General features: G+C 51.4%; 16 protein-coding genes. 15 read left to right on the top strand and 1 reads right to left on the bottom strand.

From position 1 onward, the window contains the following. Positions 1-3: 3 nt before the first annotated feature. Positions 4-441, bottom strand: a complete 438-nt coding sequence (locus E0E47_RS11800; protein ID WP_130893785.1) for a T9SS type A sorting domain-containing protein — start codon at positions 439-441, stop codon at positions 4-6. Between the two features lie 181 nt (positions 442-622). Here E0E47_RS11800 and E0E47_RS11795 point away from each other — a divergent pair, with 181 nt between their 5' ends. The 15 genes from E0E47_RS11795 (at position 623) to E0E47_RS11720 (ending at position 20,773) form a co-directional block, all read left to right on the top strand. Next, on the top strand, positions 623-1,006 hold the full coding sequence (locus E0E47_RS11795) for a hypothetical protein (RefSeq protein ID WP_232038424.1): 384 nt from the start codon (positions 623-625) through the stop codon (positions 1,004-1,006). Next, a complete protein-coding gene (locus E0E47_RS11790) occupies positions 1,003-2,217 on the top strand; it encodes a D-alanyl-D-alanine carboxypeptidase/D-alanyl-D-alanine-endopeptidase (protein ID WP_130893783.1) in 1,215 nt (404 codons plus the stop codon). Before E0E47_RS11795 ends, E0E47_RS11790 begins: the two co-directional genes overlap by 4 nt. A gap of 107 nt (positions 2,218-2,324) precedes the next feature. Then, the gene (locus E0E47_RS11785; RefSeq protein ID WP_130893782.1) at positions 2,325-2,711 is read left to right on the top strand and encodes a hypothetical protein; all 387 of its coding nucleotides are present in this window, start codon (positions 2,325-2,327) and stop codon (positions 2,709-2,711) included. A gap of 142 nt (positions 2,712-2,853) precedes the next feature. Further along, entirely contained in the window at positions 2,854-3,207 is a 354-nt protein-coding gene (locus tag E0E47_RS11780) for an NADH-quinone oxidoreductase subunit A (RefSeq protein ID WP_008628010.1), read from the top strand. Further along, a complete protein-coding gene (locus tag E0E47_RS11775) occupies positions 3,198-3,812 on the top strand; it encodes an NADH-quinone oxidoreductase subunit B (RefSeq protein WP_130893781.1) in 615 nt (204 codons plus the stop codon). Before E0E47_RS11780 ends, E0E47_RS11775 begins: the two co-directional genes overlap by 10 nt. Beyond that, positions 3,809-5,425 (top strand): NADH-quinone oxidoreductase subunit D-related protein, encoded by a 1,617-nt coding sequence (locus E0E47_RS11770; RefSeq protein WP_130893780.1) that lies wholly within the window; start codon positions 3,809-3,811, stop codon positions 5,423-5,425. Before E0E47_RS11775 ends, E0E47_RS11770 begins: the two co-directional genes overlap by 4 nt. A 21-nt stretch (positions 5,426-5,446) precedes the next feature. After that, entirely contained in the window at positions 5,447-6,547 is a 1,101-nt protein-coding gene (gene nuoH, locus E0E47_RS11765; RefSeq protein ID WP_008628006.1) for an NADH-quinone oxidoreductase subunit NuoH, read from the top strand. Between the two features lie 15 nt (positions 6,548-6,562). Beyond that, positions 6,563-7,060: a 4Fe-4S binding protein gene (locus tag E0E47_RS11760; RefSeq protein WP_008627999.1), complete on the top strand. Its 498-nt coding sequence runs from the start codon at positions 6,563-6,565 to the stop codon at positions 7,058-7,060. A gap of 6 nt (positions 7,061-7,066) precedes the next feature. Next, positions 7,067-7,582, top strand: a complete 516-nt coding sequence (locus tag E0E47_RS11755; protein ID WP_008627997.1) for an NADH-quinone oxidoreductase subunit J family protein — start codon at positions 7,067-7,069, stop codon at positions 7,580-7,582. Positions 7,583-7,598: 16 nt separating this feature from the next. Next, positions 7,599-7,910, top strand: a complete 312-nt coding sequence (nuoK, locus tag E0E47_RS11750) for an NADH-quinone oxidoreductase subunit NuoK (RefSeq protein ID WP_130893779.1) — start codon at positions 7,599-7,601, stop codon at positions 7,908-7,910. Between the two features lie 29 nt (positions 7,911-7,939). Next, positions 7,940-9,829 (top strand): NADH-quinone oxidoreductase subunit L, encoded by a 1,890-nt coding sequence (gene nuoL, locus E0E47_RS11745; protein ID WP_130893778.1) that lies wholly within the window; start codon positions 7,940-7,942, stop codon positions 9,827-9,829. A 26-nt stretch (positions 9,830-9,855) separates the two neighbouring features. After that, positions 9,856-11,358, top strand: a complete 1,503-nt coding sequence (locus E0E47_RS11740) for a complex I subunit 4 family protein (RefSeq protein ID WP_130893777.1) — start codon at positions 9,856-9,858, stop codon at positions 11,356-11,358. Positions 11,359-11,366: 8 nt separating this feature from the next. Beyond that, positions 11,367-12,809: an NADH-quinone oxidoreductase subunit N gene (locus tag E0E47_RS11735; protein WP_130893776.1), complete on the top strand. Its 1,443-nt coding sequence runs from the start codon at positions 11,367-11,369 to the stop codon at positions 12,807-12,809. 380 nt (positions 12,810-13,189) lie between these two features. Then, positions 13,190-16,861, top strand: coding sequence for a hypothetical protein (locus E0E47_RS11730; RefSeq protein ID WP_172604697.1), 3,672 nt, complete (start codon positions 13,190-13,192; stop codon positions 16,859-16,861). A 216-nt stretch (positions 16,862-17,077) separates the two neighbouring features. Further along, entirely contained in the window at positions 17,078-20,773 is a 3,696-nt protein-coding gene (locus E0E47_RS11720) for a hypothetical protein (protein ID WP_172604696.1), read from the top strand. Positions 20,774-20,837: the final 64 nt, after the last annotated feature.

Genomic DNA, 20,837 nt, shown 5'->3' with positions numbered 1-20,837 from the left:
GCGTTATTTTTTGATGATTTTCCAAGTGGTTTCTTGTCCGCCCGTTGCGATATGTAGCAGGTAAATTCCATTTGTGCAATGGCTCAGGTCGAGTTCGGAAACGGGGGAGGTTGTTTCTTTTACGTCCACGACCGCTTCGCTCATCGAAGTAATGCGCAAACTGGCTTTTTCTTCGGGGGCGAGTCCTTGGATTTCCACTTTCAGGTGCCCTTCCGTTGGGTTGGGCCAGATACGGATCTGTTTTTCAGAGAACATGTCGGAATAGAAATTATCCTCTTTTTTTTCTTCCGATGACAGGTTTCGTTTGGCAACATCTGAGTTTTGCAGCACGATTTCCCGCTTCACCCGGTTGCCTAACGCATCGTATGCAAACCTTATCGCATTCTGAGAGAAAGCGGAAAAGTAAAACAATAAGCCGGAAAAAACAAATAATGCTCTCATAATATATAGGTTTTAGTTTGTTTTTCTGCTATCGTCCCAAAGGTATATGTCTTTTTTTAAATAAACAAAAAATAAAGGATATTTTTGGGCTTTCTGTGGATTTAATCCGTAAAAAGTGTAACTTGCATCAAATTTTAGTTTTATGATACGGACATTTCATGCAAAAATTAATAAGAAGATAATGTTTTTCAGCTTGTTGCCTGCTACAGTGTTGGCCATATATTTCTTTTGGGTAAAATTGCCTTTGGCTGCATTGTGTTGTATGGTCTTTTTGGTTTTCGTGGTGGAACGTTTGATTCATACGTATTATGTTTTTACCGATGAAGGTTGCTTGTTCATTCATCAAGGGCGGTTTTCCAAGGTCAGCAGGCATTCTTTGTCCGACATCGAAAAGGTGGATATCGTACGGCCGTCTTCTTTGTCTTTTTTAAGGAATAAGGATACTGTCATGTTGACGTTTTGCGACGGTTCGATAAAGTTCATCACGCCTTTTCCGGCTGAAGAGTTTTGCCGGTATTTCAAACGAAAACAAGAAGATTTTCTTGAAAAGACAGGTGGCTTATGAATATGAGGCTTTTTAGAGTACTTTTGGGAGTCTTCTGGTTTGTTGGGGGAGTTGGTAATCCCTTGTTGGCTTCCGGGAGATTTTCTTGTGAACCGCTTGGGGAAGAGGCTTCGTGGCCGGTGTGTTTGCGGGACGGACTGGATAGCTTGTTGCAAGATGAGCTATTCCTTACTTCACAAGTAGGTTTGTGTGTATATGATTTGACCGACGATACTTTACTGTATGCTTATCAGGCCAAACAGCGTATGCGGCCGGCTTCCACTGAAAAATTGGTAACGGCTGTCACCGCGCTTTCCGAATTGGGGAGTGATTATCGTTTTGCAACCCGCTTGTTCTACACAGGCGAAATCCGAGGGCGTGTTTTGTATGGAGACTTATATGTCGTGGGAGGTTTCGACCCTTGTTTCGGGAAAGAAGATTTGCTTTCTTTCGGCAAGGCTTTGAAAGAATCGGATGTGGATTCTATAGTTGGGAAACTGTATGCAGACGTGTCGATGAAAGATACCTTGCAATGGGGATGGGGGTGGTGTTGGGATGATGACATGCCGGTGCTGACTCCTTTATTATATGGGAAGAAGAATATTTTCATAAGGGCATTCAGCGAGATGTTGCATGGCTTAGGTATTCATCATGTTTTTGGAGGACAAGCCCGTTGTCCCCAAAATGGCGTATTGTTAGCCGGACGGACACGTCAGTTGGCAGACGTTTTGCATCCGATGATGAAAGAGAGTGATAATTTATGTGCCGAAGCCTTGTTTTACCAGTTGGCAGCCCGTACAGGAAAACCATACGCTTCAAGAAAAGAAGCTATGTACTACATTGAGCGGTTGATAGGGCGGTTAGGCTATGATCCCGGAAAATATATAGTGGCCGATGGGAGCGGGGTTTCTTTATATAATTACTTGACACCGGAACTTGAAATTGCTTTCCTGAGATACGCTTATCGTGATGAGGCTATTTTTTCACCTCTTTATATTGCTTTGCCTATAGCCGGAGTTGACGGTACGCTGGAAAAACGTATGAGGAAGGGAAGAGCTTACGGAAACGTAAGGGCTAAGACCGGGACTTTGGAAGGAGTATCCACGTTGGCCGGTTATGTACGGTCGGCGAATAACCATTTGTTGGCCTTTTGTATTATGAATCAAGGTGTGGAACGTGTGGCGGCTGCACAAGACTTTCAAGACAAAGTTTGTGAATGGTTATGCCGGTAGTTTTTTTAAGTAGTACTTAAATCGTTCTAATTTAGATATTTTAATCTTCCATAAAAGAAGCTTTAAAATAATATATGTACCTTTGCGCCCGTTAAAGAGACGAGGAAATGAAGCTTAAACTCTGTATGTGGCTACTGTTTTCCATGTCTTTCTTAATGGCTTTTGCCACGATGGAAAAACATGGTTCATCGGCGTTTTGTGCTGAGGCAAGTTTTCTGTCGGTGGAAAGTTTCGGACAGGAAGCTACATATTGGACATCTGATACTCCTTATTTCTTTTTTACTTCTGATTACATAGCCCCGTTGTCTTTTGCCTTGGATGAAGGGGCTGAAACGTCGTGTCCGGGGTACATGGCGGCCTCGGAAAGATTATCCGGTTTTCTTTATGCTTCCGTAAACTGTTTTTTATCTCCTTGCAGGTCTTTATACTATTCTTATGATTCCGGACCTAGCAGGGATTATTATATCTTTACCTTGAGACGGATCAGGGTGTGACCCCTACGGGGCCTATATTATATAAATAGGTATCATTTCAGAGTGCCATATCTTATGGTCCTTTTCCCCTCGGAAAAGAAAATAAAAGATATGTCTTTCACTACAATAATCTTTGGTTGTTAAATTAAATATAACTTCAAGAATGACGGATTTCACATTGTTAACGGTCGTGGTGCTTACGGCAATCGCTTTAGTGACGGCTGCCTTGCTGATAGCACGCCTTGCGGCCCCCCGTACGTTCAACCCCCAAAAAGGCGAGCCATACGAGTGCGGCGTGCCCACGAGGGGGGAAGCTTGGTTCCAGTTCCATGCCGGTTATTACCTGTATGCCATCCTGTTCCTGATATTCGACATCGAGACGGTGTTCCTCTTCCCGTGGGCGGCGGTGGTAGGCCGTATCGGCATGCAAGGGCTGTTGAGCATCGTGTTTTTCATTGTGGTATTGATTCTGGGCCTGGCTTACGCCTGGAGGAAAGGAGCGTTGGAATGGAAATGAAACACGGGTTGCCCAAGATAAAGGACATGGGGTCGGGCGATTTCAAGAACAACGATTACCTGCTGCGCATGGCCGAGAAACTGAACCGCGACGGGGCTGGCATCGTGTTGGGCACGTTGGACGACCTGATCAACTGGGGCCGCAGCAATTCGCTCTGGTCCCTTACTTTCGGCACGAGCTGTTGCGCCATAGAGTTCATGGCCTTAGGGGCGGCGCGTTATGACATGGCGCGTTTCGGTTTCGAGGTGACGCGCAACTCGCCTCGCCAGGCGGACATGATCATGGTGTTGGGCACGATTACTTACCGCATGGCTCCGGTACTGAAGCGGTTGTACGACCAGATGGCCGAGCCGAAATACGTGGTGGCCGTGGGAGGATGCACCATCAGCGGGGGGCCGTTCCGCAAGAGTTACCACGTGGTGAACGGTATCGACGAGATTATCCCGGTGGACGTGTACATCCCGGGATGCCCCCCGCGGCCGGAGGCTTTCTTTTATGGCATGATGCAGTTGCAACGTAAAATCAAGGCGGAGCGTTTCCTTGGGGGACGCAACCGCAAGGAGAAGCCGGAAGAGGCAGAGGAAAGAAAGGAGGCCGGAATATGATTGAAGAAAAGATAAGGCAGTGGTGCGCGGCCGCCACGGTGGAAGAGGCCGGCGAGAGAGTGGTAGTGGTCCCGAAGGGGGACGTGGCGGAGGTATGCCGCCGGTTGCACGACGACGCGGAAGAACCGATGGATTACATGCGCGACCTTGTGGCGGCGGACGGGGACGGGCGCCTGAGCGTGTTCTACCTGTTGGAGTCGACCCGGACGGGCGGTCGCGTGACGTTGCGCACGGACACGGACGGGCGCGAGAAGCCTTTCCTGCCCTCGGTGTGCCGGATATGGAAGACGGCGGAAATCAAGGAACGCGAAGCATACGATTTCTTCGGCATACGCTTCACGGGGCATCCTGACATGCGCCGCCTCTACTTGCGTGAGGATTGGGCCGGTTACCCGCTCCTTAAGGATTACGACATGGGCAGCAACCCGCTCAACATGGAGAATGAGGTGAATGCCGACGTGACGGAGGAATATGACTTGCGTGCGGACGGGACCATCGAACGGCGCGAGAACGTGGTGTTCAACCCTGATGACTTCATCGTGAACATCGGCCCGCAACATCCTTCCACGCATGGCGTGTTGCGCATGCGTACGTCGTTGGACGGCGAGACGGTCAAGAAGATAGACCCCATATTGGGATATATCCACCGGGGCATCGAGAAGATGAACGAGAGCCTGACTTATCCGCAGACATTGGCGTTGACCGACCGTCTGGACTACCTGAGCGCCCACCAGAGCCGCCATGCCCTGTGTATATGCATCGAGCAAGCTGCGGGCATCGAGGTTTCCCAACGTGCACAATATATCCGCACGATAATGGACGAATTGCAACGAATCGATTCCCACCTCCTCTTTTATTCCTGTCTGGCCATGGACATGGGTGCGCTTACGCCTTTCTTCTATGGTTTCCGCGAGCGTGAGATGATTCTCGACATATTCGAGGATACCACCGGGGGGCGGTTGATTCAGAACTACAATGTGATTGGCGGCGTGCAGGCCGACCTGCATCCCGATTTCGTGCGGAAGACGAAAGAGTTTATCGTGCACTTGCGGAACATTATCCATGAATACCACGACATCTTTACGAAGAGCGTCATTGCCCGCACCCGTCTGAAGGGGGTCGGCTTGCTTTCGCGTGAGGATGCCATCTCGTTGGGCTGTACCGGCGGTACGGGCCGTGCCTGCGGATGGGCCAACGACGTGCGCAAGCACCATCCCTACGCGATGTACGGCAAGGTGGACTTCAAGGAAATCACCTATACCCATGGTGATTCGTTTGACCGCTATATGGTGCGCATGGACGAAATCATGGAATCCTGCCGGATCATAGAACAGTTGATAGACAACGTGCCCGAAGGGGAGTTCCGGGTGAAGACGAAGCCCATCCTCAAATTGCCCGAAGGCGTGTTTACGGCTTCCGTCGAGGCCAGTCGTGGCGAGTTCGGCGTGTTCCTCATCAGCCGGGGGGACAAGATGCCTTACCGTTTGCATTACCGGAGCACGGGCCTGCCGTTGGTGCATGCCATGGACACCGTGTGCCGGGGCGGGAAGATAGCCGACCTGATTGCCATCGGCGGTACGATGGACTTCGTGATACCGGATATTGACAGATAACATACAGACACATTTAAATATATGGATCAAGCATTTTTGGATTATTACAGCCTGGAACCGTTCACGCAGTGGATACACCGTACGTTGTGCGGCGTGATGCCTGAGGACTGGGCTGTTTTTATCGAAGGGTTGGCGCTGGGCATAGTCATTTTGTTGGCATACGCCGTGTTGGCCGTGGTGCTCATTTACATGGAACGCAGGGTCTGCGGCGCTTTCCAGTGCCGTATAGGGCCGAACCGTGTGGGGGGCAAAGGCGGGTTGTTGCAAGTGCCGGCCGACGTGTTGAAGATACTGACCAAGGAGATCATACGCCTCAGGAAGTCCGACCATGTGCTTTATGAACTGGCGCCTTATCTAGTGATTCTGGCTTCCGTCATTTCGTTTTCCTGTCTGCCCTGGCACAAGGGAGCAGAGATTCTGGACATGCAAATAGGGATATTCTTCGTGTTGGCCGCTTCGAGCATCGGGGTGATCGGCATTTTGTTGGCCGGATGGAGCAGTAACAGCAAGTACACGATTATCGGTGCCGTCCGCAGTGGTGCCATGATTATCAGCTATGAGCTGTCTTTGGGTATCACGGTACTTACGATGGTCATCCTGAGCGGGACGATGAGCATCAGCGGCATCGTGGAAAGCCAGGCCGGAGGATGGAACATTTTCAGGGGACATGTCCTGACGTTGGTGGCTTTTGTCATTTACCTCATTTCCGGCAATGCCGAAGCCAACCGCGGGCCGTTCGACCTGGCTGAAGCCGAGCAAGAATTGACAGCCGGTTACCATACGGAATATTCCGGCATGCATTTCGGCTTTTTCTACTTGGCCGAGTACCTGAACCTTTTCATTACGGCAGGTATTGCCACTACGCTTTTCTTAGGGGGGTGGATGCCTTTGCATGTGGCCGGGCTCGACGGGTTCAATGCCGTGATGGACTATGTTCCCGGTATCGTATGGTTCCTGGGCAAGACGTTTTTCGTCATATTCCTGTTGATGTGGATCCGGTGGACCTTCCCCCGTTTGCGTATCGACCAGGTGCTGACGTTGGAATGGAAATACCTCATGCCCTTGTCGCTCGTAGTCATGTTGGCCATGGTGGTGATGAAGGTTTTCGGATTGGTTTTTTAAAACGATAGTAATGAAATGAGTAAATTCACAAAATATATAAAGAGATATTGGCGTAGCACGGAGAGTCTGGCGGGAGGACTGAAAACGTCCATCAAGGTGTTCTTCCGGAAGAAAGTGACGGAGCAGTATCCGGAAAACCGGCATACGACGCTTTACATACCGGAACGTCATCGGGCACAGTTGGAAATGATTCATGACGACCGGAACCAGCATCATTGTGTGGCCTGCGGGTTGTGCCAGATGGCCTGTCCCAACGATACGATCCGTGTGGTTTCCGAAGTGAGGGAAGATGCGGAAGGAAAGAAGAAGAAGTATTTGGTGAAGTATGAATATGATTTGGGTTCCTGCATGTTTTGCCAGCTTTGTGTCAATGCCTGTCCGCATGGCGCCATACGTTTTTCCAATGATTTTGAGAATTCGGTTTTCGAGCGTGACAAGTTGCTGCTCACGTTGAACCGGGAAGGTTCGGTGTTGGCACCGGCTCCTGAGAAAAACAAACCTATAAAAGCATAATGTAATATGGAAGGAATCACTCTTGGGCAAGTAGTTTTTGGGGTTGTCTCACTGATGATGGCGGTCTGTTCGGTGTTGGCTGTGACATCGGGGCGTATTTTGCGTGCGGCCACGGCTCTGTTGTTTGTGCTTTTCGGGACGGCCGGCCTTTATTTCATGTTGGGCTATACCTATTTGGGAGCGGTGCAGTTGTCGGTTTATGCCGGAGGTATCGTCGTGCTTTATGTCTTCTCCATCCTGTTGACCCGTTCGGACAAGAACATGAACGAACGTATCCCACGGGGACGTTGGTTTGCGGCCATGCTGACGGTATTGGCCGGTTTCGGGTTGACGGTATTCTTGCTGTCGTCTTACGGTTTTGCACGTTTCTCCGTTCCTCCGTTGGTGGAACTGGATCCGGTGAAAGTCGGCAACGCGCTTGTCGGAATGGGGAAATACCAGTTTGTCCTGCCTTTCGAGGTCGTCAGTGTGTTGTTGTTGGCCTGCATGATCGGTGCCATCATGATTGCGCGTAAACGTTGATTAAACAAACAGAGTTATGGAAATAGATGCTTTTTATTATCTGATACTGAGTTCGGTGATGATGTTTGCCGGTATTTACGGCTTTTTCACGCGACGCAACCTGTTGGCCACGCTCATCTCCGTGGAATTGATGCTGAATGCCACGAACATCAACTTTGCCGTGTTCAACCGTTATTTTTATCCGGGTGCGCTCGAAGGCCATTTCTTCACGCTCTTCGGCATTGCCATCTCGGCGGCGGAAACGGCTGTGGCCATTGCCATTATGATAAATGTGTACCGTAATGTCCGGAATATCCAGACGGATGATGTCAGCGACCTGAAGGGTTGACGCCGGAAACTGATAAAAAGAAGAATGATATGGAATATACGATATTGATACTCCTCCTGCCCGTACTGAGTTTCTTAGTGTTGGCTCTGGCAGGTATGAAGATGTCCCATCGCGCAGCCGGTCTGGTCGGTTCGTTGTCATTGGGGGCTGTGGCCGTGTTGAGTTATGCCGTGGCATACGGTTATTTCACCTTGCCGCGTTTGGCCGACGGGACGTTTGGGACCCTGGTACCTTATAATTTTGTATGGTTGCCTTTCACGGTCGGCCTGCATATCGACATGGGCATCCTGCTCGACCCTATCTCGGTGATGATGTTGGTGGTCATTTCCACCGTCTCGCTCATGGTGCACATCTATTCTTTCGGGTATATGAAAGGGGAGAAGGGTTTTCAGCGTTATTACGCTTTCCTGAGCTTGTTCACCTTTTCGATGCTCGGCTTGGTGGTAGCCACGAACATTTTCCAGATGTATGTGTTTTGGGAACTGGTGGGCGTGTCCTCTTACCTGCTCATAGGGTTTTATTACACGAAGCCTGAAGCCATCTCCGCTTCCAAGAAAGCTTTTATCGTGACACGTTTTGCCGACCTCGGATTCCTCATCGGTATCCTGATTTACGGTTATTATATGGGTACGTTCACCTTTGCGCCTGCCGAGGAGAACCTTATGCAAGGCGCATTGATGCTGCCGTGGGCATTGGGGCTGATGTTCGTGGGCGGTGCCGGTAAGAGCGCCATGTTCCCGCTCCACATCTGGTTGCCCGATGCCATGGAAGGTCCTACGCCGGTGAGTGCGTTGATTCATGCGGCCACGATGGTCGTGGCCGGAGTGTACCAAGTGGCACGGATGTTCCCGCTTTATATCGCATACGCGCCGGAAACGTTGCACATTGTGGCCTACGTCGGGGCTTTCACGGCTTTCTATGCCGCTTCCGTGGCTTGCGTGCAAAGCGACATCAAGCGGGTGTTGGCCTTTTCCACCATTTCCCAAATCGGGTTCATGATGGTGGCTTTGGGAGTCTGCACTGGCATGCCGAGCCATGAAGGCGGTCTGGGCTACATGGCTTCCATGTTCCATCTTTTCACCCATGCCATGTTCAAGGCTTTGCTCTTCCTCGGCGCGGGTTGCATCATCCATGCCGTGCATAGCAACGAGATGTCCACGATGGGCGGCTTGCGCAAGTATATGCCGGTGACGCATGTCACGTTCCTCATCGCTTGCCTGGCCATTGCCGGTATCCCGCCGTTTTCCGGTTTCTTCTCCAAGGACGAGATCCTGACGGCTTGCTTTGCTTTCAGCCCGGTGATGGGTTATGTCATGACTTTCATTGCAGGGATGACGGCTTTCTACATGTTCCGTCTGTACTATTGCATTTTCTGGGGGCACGAGAACAAGGAACTGCATGCCGCGCACGTGCCGCACGAAAGTCCGCTTACGATGACTTTCCCGTTGATGGTATTGGCTGCCGTGACCTGTCTGGCCGGTTTCATTCCCTTCGGGCATTTTGTCACGGGCGACGGTTTGTCTTACGACATCCATTTGGACGGTGGCGTGGCAGCCACAAGTTGCGTGGTGGCTGTATTGGCCATCGCCTTGGCCACTTTCATGTATGCCCGCAGCGAACAGCCGGTGGCCGATGCCTTGGCCCGTCGTTTCCCGAAACTGTACCGTGCGGCCTACCGCCGTTTTTATATGGACGAAGCCTGGCTGTTCGTCACCAAACGGATTATTTTCCGCTGCGTGTCTGTCCCGTTGGCATGGTTCGACCGCCATGTGATAGACGGTTTCATGAACTTCCTGGCTTGGGGCACCCGTGCTTCGGCCGAGGAAGTACAGCCCATGCAGAGCGGGCGGATACAGGCTTACGTGATTTGGTTCCTGAGCGGCATTATCCTTTTGACTTTGGTCTTGTTGGCCGTCTGACGATTCTTTAAAAAAGTAAAAACGATATGAATATATTAAGTCTTTTCGTATTGATTCCCCTGTTGATGATGCTCGGTCTGTGGATGGCCCGTAGTGTCAACCAAGTGCGGGGAGTGATGGTAGCCGGTTCTTCCGCGTTGTTGGTGCTGGCGGTCTGGCTTGCCGTGGATTATCTCCGGCTTCGTGCGTTGATTGCCAATCTGCCTTTCCCGCAGCCTGAGATGCTCTACACGGATAGTGTCGTGTGGTACGCTCCCTTGCATATCTGTTATTCCGTCGGGGTGGACGGCATTTCCGTGGTCATGTTGCTGCTGAGTGCCATCATCGTGTTCACGGGCACTTTCGCTTCATGGAAACTGAAACCCCTCACGAAAGAATATTTCCTGTGGTTCACCTTGCTCTCCACGGGCGTGTTCGGTTTCTTCATCTCCACCGACCTTTTCACCATGTTCATGTTTTATGAGGTGGCCCTCATCCCGATGTACCTGCTCATTGGCGTATGGGGCAGCGGGCGCAAGGAATATGCCGCCATGAAGCTGACGCTGATGCTGATGGGCGGGTCGGCTTTCTTGCTCATCGGTATCCTGGGCATCTATTACGGGGCCGGGGCGCAGACGATGAATGTGTTGGAAATTGCCGGACTGCATAACATCCCCGAAGGGATGCAACGGCTGTTCTTTCCTGCGGTGTTCCTGGGTTTCGGCGTGTTGGGTGCCTTGTTCCCGTTCCATACATGGAGCCCGGACGGCCACGCTTCCGCCCCCACGGCGGTGTCCATGTTGCATGCCGGGGTTTTGATGAAACTGGGCGGATACGGGTGTTTCCGCGTGGCCATGTACCTGATGCCTGAAGGGTTGGCCCAGTGGGGCGACTTCTTCCTGATACTGACTACGGTTTCTGTGGTTTACGGGGCTTTCAGTGCCGTGGTGCAGACCGATTTGAAATACATCAACGCCTATTCTTCCGTGAGCCATTGCGGCCTGGTGCTTTTCGCCTTGCTGATGGCGACCCGCACGAGCTGCACGGGCGCCATCCTGCAAATGCTGAGCCACGGGCTGATGACGGCCTTGTTCTTTGCCCTTATCGGCATGATATACGGCCGGACGCACACCCGTGACGTGCGCGAGTTGAACGGATTGATGAAGGTCATGCCTTTCCTGGCTGTGGGGTACGTCATTGCCGGTCTGGCCAATCTCGGCCTGCCCGGCCTGAGCGGCTTCGTGGCCGAGATGACGGTGTTCGTGGGTTCTTTCGAACATCCCGATGTGTTCCACCGCGCCTGCACCGTCATCGCCACGGTGAGCATCGTCGTCACGGCAGTGTATATCCTGCGTGTGGTGGGCAAGATTCTTTATGGCACGTGCCGCAACCCCGGGCATCTGAAGTTGACGGATGCCACGTGGGACGAGCGTTTTGCCGTCATTTGCCTGATTGTGTGTGTGGCAGGACTGGGACTTGCCCCGTGGTGGGTGAGCGACACCGTCAGTTTCAGTGTAGAGCCTATTGTTTCACATTTTAATCTTCCCTGATCCAAGTCATGAACAGTAATTTATCTGCTATATTGTCTTTGCATGCCGAGCTTTCGTTGGTGTTGATTCTGTTGGTAGCCCTCTTGGCCGACCTTTTTGCCGGGCCGCTGCGCCGGCGTTGGTTCCATCCGGCCGTTTGCGTGCTGATGGCCCTCCAGATAGGATTGAACCTTACGCCCGACACCCGCGCACTCTTCGGCGGCATGTATGTCAACACCCCGTTCACATCTATCGTCAAGTCCATCCTTTCGGCCGGCACGTTGCTTATCTTCCTCCAAAGCGGCGAATGGCTAGGGCGGAAAGACACGCATTATAAACAAGGCGAGTTCTACGTGCTGACGCTCGCCACCCTGTTGGGCATGTTCTTCATGGTGTCCGCCGGGCATTTCCTGATATTCTACATCGGATTGGAGATGGCCAGCATCCCCATGGCCTGCCTCGTGGCCCTCGACAAATACCGCCACCACAGCGCGGAAACCGGTGCCAAGTTTATCCTGAGCACGATGTTCTCTTCCGCCTTGCTGCTCTACGGCCTGTCGTTCATCTACGGCACTTCCGGCACGCTCTATTTTGCCGACCTTCCGGCCATGCTTCAGGGCAGCGCGTTGCAGCAGTTTGCCCTGGTGCTCTTCCTGGCCGGGATGGGATTCAAGATGAGCCTCGTGCCCTTCCATCTGTGGACGGCCGATGTCTATCAGGGGGCACCCACAAGCGTGACGGCTTACCTGAGCGTCATTTCCAAGGGAGCCGCTGCCGTGGCCTTGGCCATCGTCCTGCGTTTTGTGTTCCCTTTGATGGAAGAAGACTGGACGCTCGCCGTGGCCCTGCTTTCCGTCGCCAGCATCACCGTGTCCAACCTGATGGCCGTTTTGCAGGGCGACATGAAGCGTTTCATGGCCTTCAGCAGCATCTCGCAGGCCGGTTATATCCTTCTGGGTGTGCTTGCAGGTACGGCTCAGGGCATGGCCTCGCTGGTGTTCTATGTGGCCGTGTATGTGGTGGCCAACGTGGCCGTCTTTGCCGTCATCAGCACCGTCGAACAGCACGCGGGCGGCCAGACGGGCCGTGACGCTTACCGCGGGCTTTATCGAACGAACCCGCGCCTGACGTTGGTGCTGACGTTGGCCCTGTTCTCGTTGGGCGGCATACCCCCGTTTGCCGGTTTCTTCTCCAAGTTCTTCATCTTCGCGGCGGCCTTTGCCCAAGGGTGGTGGTTGGTCGTGTTCCTCGCGTTGGTGAACACCATCGTCTCCCTTTTCTACTACCTGTTGGTGGTCAAGGCCATGTACATCTCCGAGCCCCTCACGGAGGACGGACTCCCGGCGGTGGCCCCCTTGCGCAGCCATCCGGGCGTGCGCCTCACGTTGGCGCTCTGCACGGCGGGCATTTGCCTGTTGGGCGTGGCGAGCTTCGTCTACGAGGGCCTGGCGCGTTGGGCGGGGATGATGTAGGAATCCTTTTTTGCTAACAAAAGGATTAACAATCTGATTTCGGATTTCTATGATTTAATTTACTGAAAATCAGTATGCTGAAATTATAAAATCACTTGGCGCAGAATGATTTTTCGTTCTGCGCCAAGTGATTTTTCAATCTGCGGCAAACGATTTTTCATTTGGCGCAGATTGATTTTATAAAGTGCTTTTCCTTGACAAATGCGAAAAAAAACTTTTTTGCTGATATAATCCTAATTTAAGTTTAAATAGTCCAATGATAGGGAAAGGATTACTCGTTATATTTGCAGTGTATCAAGGTTCTTCATTGAATTAAGATTCACTTTCCCGGGAGAATGGGAGGGTACGTAACATTAATAATTAACTTAAATTTCTGTGTAATGAAAAACAGGTTACTCGCCTTAATGGCACTTTGTGGTGCGACATCGTCCACCTTACCTTTATGGGCCGCGTGGGAAGACCCGGAGTTGCAATTCGTAGAGCCGAATCTGGCCACCGACGGTACAGGCGGCGGAGTGTACTACGTCTATCATGTGGCTACCCAGAAGTTCATGGGGAATTCAGCCACGCGTCTGGTTGTGTCCGACCAAGGTCAGGAAGTTACCCTGACTTACGGTGAGGATTATGAATTGAGCCGTCGTCCGGAAACGGATCCGGAATATTTCACGGGGAAAGGATGGCGCCTGAGCATGATGAACGCGCCCACCAACGGGGGATACCATGAGTTGTTCCTCAATACGGGCGGTGCCGAGATTTACGTGGACCACAACAAGACGGGCCACATCTTGTGGAAAATCGTGAAGGAAGGCGAGGTGTACCGTATCAAGGTGATTGACGAGGACAAGCTTTACGGCGTGGCAGCCCAAGATGGTTTGTATGCCAACTCATACATTGCGGTAGGCGAAGGCGAGACCGAGGTGGATCCGTTGATTGACAAGAGTATGGCCGGACAAGAGAATGCCGGGGATGAATGGAAATTCGTGTCTGTGGAAGCTTATGAGGCTTTCCAAGCCAAGAAGAAGTTGTTGGGACAGTTGAACAAGGCAGATGAAGTTGGTTTTACTGGTTACGGGGAATATGCCGATGTCTACAATAATCCGAAAGCTACAGCAGAAGAGGTCGAGGCTGCGGCTACCGGCCTTAAACAAGCTATAGTGAACTGGCAAAGTTCGAATGCGACACCGGAACACCCCGTGGACTTTACCAATGTCATTACAAACAATTCGTTTGCGGACGGCACGACCAATGGATGGACCACCGTAGGCACTCCTGGTGTCCAGTCTGTGAGTTATGAGACTCCCACGAATGAATACAAGATGCAAAATTTTGCGGAGAAATGGACATGGGCGGATGGGTCGAACCTGAACAGTCTGGCGAACGACCCGATGGAAGTGTCGCAGGTTTTGGAAAGCATGCCGGTCGGGAAATACCGCCTGACGGCCAACACCATAGGCTACCAACAAGGCAATAGGGACATAGTGCCCTACGGAGTGTACCTTTATGCAGAAAACGGTGGTATTGAGTCGCGTGCGGAAGCCCATAGCCTGGAGTTCGGTGGATTAAGGGAAGGGGTTGTTTCAGAGAGCGACCCATATCCCCGTAACACCGTGTTGGAATTCTTTGCCATGGACGGAACCATTAAAGTGGGGTTCAAGACCGTCAATACGAATTGCAACTGGGTCGCAGTCGATAATTTCAAATTGGAGTATTTAGGACAGGTTGAAGGCGGTATGGCCGAGGAATTGAAGAAAGTCATTACGCAGGCCGAGGAGTTGAAGAATGGTTATGACCTCCAGTTCAAGAAATATTCGGCTGCCGGCGAAACCAAATTCAACCAATCGGTTGAGACGGCCAAGCAGGCGGCAGACAATCCGGATACGGACGACAAGACATTGGGACTGGTACTTACTTCATTGCAAGAAGGTATGGACGAGTTGAAGGCCGACGTGAATGCTTACGAAATATTGAATGTAAAGCGTCAGGAGCTTCTTACGGAATGGGACGAGTCGCCTTATGCGGAAGTGGATTTCCCCGAGTATGAAAAATATGTGTACGGTCTGGACGATGCCTATGAACAGCGTACGTTCGACCCGGCAGAAGTGGACAGCATACAGCCGCGTGCCGACAGGCTGTGGATGTCGTGCGTGAGGGAAGCCTTGACGAACGGAGATACTGACAACGTGACCGGATTGATGGTGAACCCTAATTTTGAGGGGAGCAATGATGGTTGGACCAAGACCGGAGATGGGGATTTCAAGAACGATGGCACAAGAGTCACTGAGGTGTGGGGCGGACAGAACTGGGAGGTCTATCAGGAAATCAACAATCTTCCTCAAGGGTCATATAAGATAAAGGCCCAGGCTTTCTATAATCCAAGTTCTACCAATGATAATGCTTGGCATGAAGGATGGGGGCAGGAAGGCGACGAGACGAGTAATATCCATGGCTACCTTTTCGGTAACGATGCTTCCGAGCCGCTTCTTCATGTGACGGCTTGTCCGCAGGAGGAAAATGTGGCTGAAAACTGTGAGGAAGTGACTTGGACCGAAGATGCTTCTTTGGCCGGAAAGTGGTTGTGTTACGGCAAGAACTCCGCACAGGAGGTATTCGAGGCTGATGAAGGGAATTACCTGAATGCCACGACTTGTTACGTGGGTAAAGACGGGAAGCTCCGTGTGGGCGTGAAGATGTCGGGTGTGACTTGGGGAGCCGCTTGGGTCGTTTTTGACAACTTTCAGGTGGAATACTTAGGTGCCGACAACATGGACGGTGCGCAAACGGCTTTGGATGCTTTGATCCGTGAAGCCAACGAGATGTTGGCTTCCGATGCTCTGACCACGCAGGAGGCCAAGGACGGTTTGAGCAAGGCCATAGAAGCAGCTTCTGGCGTGGGAGAGTTGACTCCGGAGATTTATGAGGAACAGACGGAAGCGTTGAATGCCGCCATCAAATTGGGGCAGGAGTCCATGGATGCCGCTGTGGCATTGGAGGATAAAGCCATCGTGCATTCGGATAGATTGAGCGGTACGGGCGAAGCTAGCTACGAAGCGTACGTGGGAACAGAGGGGTATGGTGAGTTGGAAACTTTGGTCGGTGAAATCCTCGACAACAAAATTGCCGATGCGGGCATCTTTGCCACTTTGGATGAAATCAGCGGTTATTCCCTGCGTCTGGACAAGGCTTATTCCAAGATGCTGAGTGCACATATCGATTTCACCACGGCAAGCAAGGACGAGCCGGTGGATGCCACGGGATTGATAGTCAACCCGAGCTTCCAAACCAAGACGGAGAACGAACAGGGTGAAATTGTAGACACCCAGTCGGGTGAAGGATGGACGATTGAGTCGGAGTACGACATGACTGGTATTAAGGATGCCATGCTCTGTGAAATCTATAGCGACAGTAGCAAGGTGTACCAACCGTTGTACAATGCTCCTGCGGGTTATTACCGCGTCATCTTGAACGGCTTCTACCGTGCGGGCGGTTATATCGAGGCCGGTGTGGCCCGCCGTGACGGCACGGAGGCTCGGAATGCCGAGTTGTTCATAGAGTCCGGCAAGGGCAAGTGGTCGGAGAAGCTGCCCTCCATCTTCGAGAACGTCAGCGAGTGGAAATATGAGACCAGTGATGTGGCATTGCCGGATTCTCTGTTCCCTGAATCCGACAAGTTGTACCATTTCATCGTAGATCAACCGGGCGGTGCGAAGTTGGCCTTTGAGGACGGTGCCTATGAGTGTGACACGTACTTCTACGTGGGTGAAGGCGAAGTGCCGGTATTGGGTGTCCGCAAGACGGGCATGCTGACGAACGACTGGTCTTGCTTCGACAACTTCCGTCTCTATTACTTGGGAGATGGCGATGCCAACAAGCCGGACGGTTTTGTAGATAGCATTGACGGCGTGGCGGCCGACGGTACGGCCAAGGTGGTAAGTTCCGCTTGGTACACCATCAACGGTGTACGTGTGGCCGAGCCAAAGCAGCGTGGCATTTACATCCGCCAGGACATGATGAACGACGGCACGAAGAAAACAGTGAAGGTATTAGTTAAGTAGTGTTTTGCTAAAGTTATTAATAGGAGTGGCTGTCCTGCGCCGGAAAAATGAGGCGCGGGGCAGCTTTATAAGTAAAATCAACATAGTTACCATTATTTTCAACATGGTTACCATTGTTTTTATGGATTTAAAGTATAATTTTGCATCACATCTTATATGTAATACCATATTATTATAGGATAAAGAACATTAATTATTAACTTAAATTTCTGTGTAATGAAAAACAGATTACTTGCCTTGATGGCACTTTGTGGTGCGACATCGTCCACCTTACCTTTATGGGCCGCGTGGGAAGACCCGGAGTTGCAATTCGTAGAACCGAACTTGACCGCCGATGAAACAGGCGGAGGCGTGTACTACATCTATCATGTGGCCACCCAGAAGTTCATGACTAACGGGCAGCCTTATGGTACACGATTGGTTGTAGCGGAAACAGGTCAGGAAGTAACCCTGAGCTACGGTGAAGATTATGAATTAGCCAATCTTCCGGAAACGGATGAAGAATATTCCACTGCCAAAGGTTGGCGTTTGAGCATGATGAAAGCACCGAGTAACGGAGGATACCATGAATTGTTCATTAATCCGGGTGGTGCCGAGATTTACGTGGACCATAACAAGACGGGCCATATCCTGTGGAAAATCGTGAAGGAAGGCGAGGTGTACCGTATCAAGGTGATAGACGAAGACAAGATTTACGGTGTGGAAGCCAATGGAGGCTTGTATGTCAATTCCTACATGGCAGTAAACGAAGGGAAAACTACGGTGGATCCGTTGATTGATAAGAACACGGCCGGGTATGAGAATGCCAAAGACGAATGGAAGTTCGTGGCACCGGAAACTTACGAGGTCTTCCAAGCCAAGAAGCTGTTGAAGGTACAGTTGGAAGCTGCCGATGCCATCGGGTTTACGGAATATACCGATTATGCTGCTTTATATAACCAGGCAGATGCCACGGTAGAGGCGATAGAAAAGGCAGTGGAAGACTTGAAGGCCGATATTATCGACTTCGGTTATTCCGTGGCTACGGAAGAAAATCCGTTGGACGTGACGGAAAAGTTCGTAAAGGAAGCCTCGTTTGCCAACAGTACGGACGGATGGGACATCGTGCAAGGTTCAGGTGCCAACTACCAACGCAAGACGGGCGACCGTTTCGAGAATGGCGCGGGAAGTTTGCCGGAAGGGTTAGCCCTTGAGAACTTTTATGAGTGCGCCACCAACAATGGTAGTAATATGCCTGACTGGTCTATCAAGCAGAAGATAGAAGGGGTTCCTGACGGAAAATACCGTGTGGGGGCTTGGATTCTGACCAACAAATTGCCGACGGAGGATGCGCCCACCCCGAAAGGGCTGTTCTTGTATGCCCAGTCTTTAGCCGGGGAGAAAAAGGTGGAGGCCACTGACCCTGCGGAAACAGCCAATGAAGGGCGCGGTTATGGTACGTGGCACCATTACACCGTGGATGTAGATGTCATTGGTGGCATCATCACGATAGGATATGTCGTACAAGGAGCCAATTCCACCTGGTCGGCCGTGGACAACTTCACGTTGGAATATATGGGCAAGAGTGGAAGCGGTGAGGTCAATATACGCGAAATACTGAACCAGAATATTGAGAGTGCAGAGGCACAGTATGCCGAATATACCGGTGCCAACAAGGCTTTCAGCGAATCGGAGAAGGTGAAGTACGAAGAAATGATTGCTGCGGCTAAGGAAGCTTATCAAAACCAGAGTCTGGACAGTGAGGCGCTTACCGGTGTCATAACTTCTTTGTTTGCGCGGATGGACACGTTGGCCAACAACGTGGCTGCTTACGAGACCTTGGCCCAGAAGATAGAAGCCTTGAACAAGGCTTACGATGAGACGCCTTATGCCAACGACGGGTTGGAGGACTATGAGGTTTATTTGGACGAGGTTTTACAAGCCGGTTATGACAATGGTACGTTCGATATAGCCGAATTAGATAGCGTTCAACCCCGTGCCGACAGGATTTTCCGTGAATCTGTGATGAAAGCTTTGGCAGACGGGACTACGGATAATGTGACCGGCTTAATGGTGAATCCCAATTTTGCGGGGAGCAATGATGGTTGGACCAAGACGGGCGACGGGGATTTCAAGAACGATGGCACGAGGGTTTCTGAGGTGTGGAACGGACGGAATTGGGAAGTCTATCAGGAAATCAGCGGCCTGCCCCAAGGATCGTATAAGATTACCATGCAAGGGTTCTATTCCCCGAGTTCCGGAAATGATAACGCATGGCATGAAGGTTGGGGGCAGGAAGGCGACGAGACGAACAAGATTCTGGGTTACCTTTTCGGTAACGATGCTTCTGAACCCCTTCTCCATGTTACAGCTTGTCCGCAGGAGGAGAACGTGGCTGAAGACTGTGAGGAAGTGACTTGGACAGACGACGCTTCCTTGGCCGGGAAATGGTTGTGCCATGGAAAGAATTCCGCACAGGAAATCTTCGAGCAGAATAGCGAGAATTACCTGAATGCCACGACTTGTTACGTGGGTGAAGACGGTAAGCTCCGCATAGGGGTGAAGATGTCGGGTGTGTCTTGGGGGCAGGCTTGGGTCATCTTCGACAACTTCCAAGTGGAATACTTAGGGGCCGACAACATGGAAGGTGCCCAAACGGCCTTGGATGCCCTGATTCGTGAGGCTAACGGGATGTTGGCTTCCGATGTCCTGACCACGCAGGAGGCCAAGGACGGCCTGAGCAAAGCCATAGAGGCCGCTTCTGCCGTGGGAGAGTTGACCCCGGAGGTTTACAAGGAGCAGACAGAGTCGTTGAATGCCGCCATCAAGTTTGGGCAGGAGTCCATGGATGCCGCTGCGGCATTGGAGACTAAAGTTACTGCCCACGATGCTAAGCTAAGCGGTAATGGTGAAGCAAGTTACGAAGAGTATTCCGACACAGAAGGATATGAAGAGCTGTATGACTTGACCATTGAAGTCTTCGACAAAATAGACGGGGAAGGCATCTTTGCTACTTTGGACGAAATCAACGATTATTCCCTTCGTTTGGACAAAGCTTACTCCAAGATGCTGAGCGGGCATATCGATTTCACCACGGCGAGCAAGGACGAGCCGGTGGATGCCACGGGCTTGATAGTCAACCCGAGTTTCCAGACCAAGACGGAGAACGACAAGGGGGAAATCGTGGATGCCGCATCGGCCGATGGATGGGTTGGTGCCACTTTGGACGAGAACAGTTCTAGCAAGGTGACGGGAGCTATGATTTATGAGATGTTCAGCGACAGTAGCGAGATACATCAGTCGCTTTATAATATGCCTGCGGGATATTATCGCGTTGTCATGAATGGTTTCTATCGTGCGGGAGGCTTTATTGAGGCGGGCGTGGCTCGTCGGGACAGCGCAGATGCCCGGAACGCTGAGTTGTTCGTTGAATGCGGCGAAGACAAGTGGACCGAAAAGTTATCGTCCATTTTTGAGCATGTCAGCGAGTTGAAATATGACGGCAGCGATGTGGCATTGCCTGATTCCTTGTTCCCGGAATCCGATATGTTGTATCATTTCATTGTGGATAAAGTCGCAGGTGCGAAACTTGCGTTTGAGGATAATGCCTATGAAGTAAACTTTAGTTTTTACGTGGCTGAAGGTAAAGAACCTGTATTGGGCGTACGCAAGACAGGCATGCTGACGAACGACTGGACTTGTTTCGACAACTTCCGCCTCTACTATTACGGTGACGGCGATGCCAACAAGCCGGATGACTTCGAGAGCGGTATCGGTGGCGTGGCAGCCGACGGTACGGCCACGGTGATAAGTTCCGCATGGTACACCATCAACGGTGTGCGCGTGGCTGAGCCGAAGCAGCGTGGCATTTACATCCGTCAGGACATGATGAGCGACGGCACGAAGAAAACAGTGAAGGTGTTAGTTAAGTAATTTTGTTTAGGTTAAATTTGTGAGAGTGGCTGTCCTGCGCCGGAGTATGAGGCGTGGGACAGCT

The organism is Paraprevotella xylaniphila YIT 11841 (assembly GCF_900683745.1).
Classification (GTDB): domain Bacteria; phylum Bacteroidota; class Bacteroidia; order Bacteroidales; family Bacteroidaceae; genus Paraprevotella; species Paraprevotella xylaniphila.
This window is presented reverse-complemented; position numbering and strand designations above follow the sequence as displayed.